This window comes from Roseinatronobacter ekhonensis (assembly GCF_900499075.1).
Classification (GTDB): domain Bacteria; phylum Pseudomonadota; class Alphaproteobacteria; order Rhodobacterales; family Rhodobacteraceae; genus Roseinatronobacter; species Roseinatronobacter ekhonensis.
The window spans coordinates 1-2,496 of sequence record NZ_UIHC01000130.1; the positions used below are offsets into that span (position 1 = coordinate 1).

At 60.1% G+C, this 2,496-nt stretch carries 4 protein-coding genes; 3 read left to right on the forward strand and 1 reads right to left on the reverse strand.

The genetic code is table 11. From position 1 onward, the window contains the following. The first annotated feature begins 106 nt into the window (after window positions 1-106). A complete protein-coding gene (locus ROE7235_RS19285) occupies window positions 107-409 on the forward strand; it encodes a head-tail joining protein (protein ID WP_442476006.1) in 303 nt (100 codons plus the stop codon). After that, window positions 406-1,035: a DUF6441 family protein gene (locus ROE7235_RS19290; protein ID WP_121097614.1), complete on the forward strand. Its 630-nt coding sequence runs from the start codon at window positions 406-408 to the stop codon at window positions 1,033-1,035. The genes ROE7235_RS19285 and ROE7235_RS19290 overlap by 4 nt, the downstream gene beginning before the upstream one ends. Window positions 1,036-1,269: 234 nt before the next feature. On the opposite strand, the gene ROE7235_RS19295 is transcribed toward ROE7235_RS19290, so the two are convergent. Continuing rightward, window positions 1,270-1,800 carry a hypothetical protein gene (locus ROE7235_RS19295; RefSeq protein ID WP_121097617.1) on the reverse strand — a complete coding sequence of 177 codons (531 nt, stop codon included), beginning with the start codon at window positions 1,798-1,800 and terminating at the stop codon, window positions 1,270-1,272. A gap of 129 nt (window positions 1,801-1,929) precedes the next feature. Between ROE7235_RS19295 and ROE7235_RS19300 the strand changes: the two genes are divergently transcribed. Continuing rightward, window positions 1,930-2,283 carry a hypothetical protein gene (locus ROE7235_RS19300; RefSeq protein ID WP_147434286.1) on the forward strand — a complete coding sequence of 118 codons (354 nt, stop codon included), beginning with the start codon at window positions 1,930-1,932 and terminating at the stop codon, window positions 2,281-2,283. The last annotated feature ends 213 nt before the right edge of the window (window positions 2,284-2,496 follow it).

Below are 2,496 nucleotides of genomic sequence, written 5' to 3' on the forward strand. Positions count from 1 at the left end.
CAGAAACAGCGAAAAAGAAACGGAAGGAAACACCAGCATTGACGCCATCATGACACGCAGAACATAACCATTGGGTGGGTCAGTTCTCGGTGACAATGCCGGGTCAATTCTCAGTGGCAATCAACAGCTCTTTGGTGATCCGAACATGGCACAAGACGCCATTTACACGCCCAACGGCGGTACCCCGACCCTCATCCGCGTGGTCACCCGCCGCGCGGACGAGATCACCGGCTTCGGCGATGCACGGCTCTGGTCAGAAACCACGCGGATCGACCTGCGCGTGGGTGAAGTTCTCAACCCACGTCCGGGCGACCGCATCGAGATCGACGGCGACGCCTTTCTCATTCAGGGCGAGCCGGTGCGTGACCGCGAGCGGCTGGTCTGGACCGTGGACCTCAGGCCCACATGAGGCTCAAACTCGACATCGATCCGGACATCGTGGCCATGATGGCAGCCGAGGTCGCAGCGGGCGAACGCGCGGTGACAGCCGCCATGCGTGAGGCCGGAACAGGTTTGAAGTCGGCATGGCGGCTGCAGATCACCAGCGCGGGACTGGGGCGGCGGCTGGCCAACTCGATCCGCAGCCAGAACTTCCCGAGGTCGGGCGAAAGCCTGGATGCCGCCGCGCTCGTCTGGTCCAAGGCCCCGGTCATCGTTGGGGCGCATGACACGGGGCCGCTGATCCGATCGAAGGATGGGTTCTGGCTGGCGATCCCATTGCCCGCCGCAGGCAAATCCACACGCGGCGGCCGGATCACACCCGGCGAGTGGGAGCGCCGGCGTGGCCTGCGCCTGCGGTTTGTCTATCGCCGCACTGGGCCAAGCCTGCTGGTGGCGGAGGGACGGCTGAACACCAAGGGTCAAGCGGTAGTGTCACGCTCGAAGACCGGGCGCGGAAAGGTCACCGCGCCGATCTTCCTTCTGGTGCCGCAGGTGAAACTGCCGAAACGGCTGGATCTGGCGCGGGACGCGGAGCGGGCGGTGGATGCGGTGCCGGGGCTGGTCGTGGCGAACTGGGTGGAGGCGAGACTGTGATCAATATCGCGGCTAACGGGAGTTCGAAGATATTGCCAGAAAAGAGGCGAACGGCTTGCTGCGGACCTTCATTGACGGTGCAGCTAACGGCGGTTGAGAGCCCAAGTTGACTAGTGCTGCGCTGGTTCTCAATGCCCACTCTTGCAGGCGGCCATCGTAGTGGCGCGGACACCTAAACCGCCCGCCCCAGAAATTCTCCAGTGGGGTCCGGGGGACAGAGTACCCCTCCTATCATCAATTCGTGATGTGATCTGCCGTAAAGATGTAGTCATCCACGCCCGAATGGCAGGCGATACAGCCCATCTCGGCCCCCTTGGCGACACGGCCCGCAAGACCAGCACCAGCCGGGTTCTTGTCCAGCGTTCCATCCGGCAGATATTTCACCCAGAACCAGTTCTGGTTGTCTGCGTCATATCCTGCTTCACGTCGGAACATCACGGTGACAGCTCCAAGATGCTTGGACGGGTCCGCCAGAACTTCCTCGGCAGTGACTTCTTCGGGTCCATAGTTCCGTTTAACTACAAGATCGCCGGTATGACCATCGATCGTCGCTTTGGAATAAAAGGTCTCTAACATCGCACCATGCGGCGGTCCGCCTTCATAGGGTGTCGACATGATTGTATTCTCACCGACCAACTGACTTGCCTCCATCACGTCCCAAAGCAACGCCGCATAAGCCGCATCCGCCTCGGTGCCGAATTCCTGCGCACCTGCCACGCCTGCCGTTGCCACAAGCCCTGCCATTGCTGAAACCAAAGTTCTCATCGTAATCTCCCATGTTCCTGTACGGTCGTGCCCGTACACGGCGACATTCTATGCATTGGATCAATCACGCAGGATCAACTCGCGATGACGTTCCTGTGTCAGCATCGTGCGAAGTCTTGATTGGCCCCCGTGGAATTACCGTCGCACAATAACAAGATGCGCGCTCTCCTGATCCTCCTCGCTCTCGGCGATCCAGTATTTGCCGCAAATGCACCGCATGATGGCTTCTGCATCGAGAATGCGTCACCCAAACCACATCTCTTCCAGACAGAAACCCGCGAAGGTCATCGGCAAAGCAAAACCCTCGCGCCCGGCGAGCGCCTTTGCGCGTCCGGAAGTGCGGCCCAAGATGGCGTTGTTCGGGTTTTTGAAAGCGCAAATGTGGTCGAAGGATGCGGACGCATCGTCCCCTCGGGCTCAGTTGAAGCCCTGATCGCTTATGCTGAGTTCGACCGCTGCGCTTGGCGTTCGCACGGCTTCTGACCGCGCCACCAGGAGACAATCTGATTCTTAATTGACAAGAATGGCTACGGTGCAGCGCCGGAACGTAATACGCGCACCGACAACGGCTAGTGTTCTGAGTCTGACACTTCCTACCTGTTTCCGCGAATTTCATCGAGCGCGTTCAGAGCGCGGCGTTCCCGGGTGAGGATGTCCTCGGCGGTTTTGGTCCATTTGAAGGGTTTGGGCTTGTCG

What these genes read in the sequence shown, in the direction of transcription:
- ROE7235_RS19290 (WP_121097614.1), top strand. Translation starts at nt 406, where the DNA reads ATGAGGCTCAAACTCGACATCGATCCGGACATCGTGGCCATGATGGCA.
- ROE7235_RS19295 (WP_121097617.1), bottom strand. Translation starts at nt 1,800, where the DNA reads ATGAGAACTTTGGTTTCAGCAATGGCAGGGCTTGTGGCAACGGCAGGC.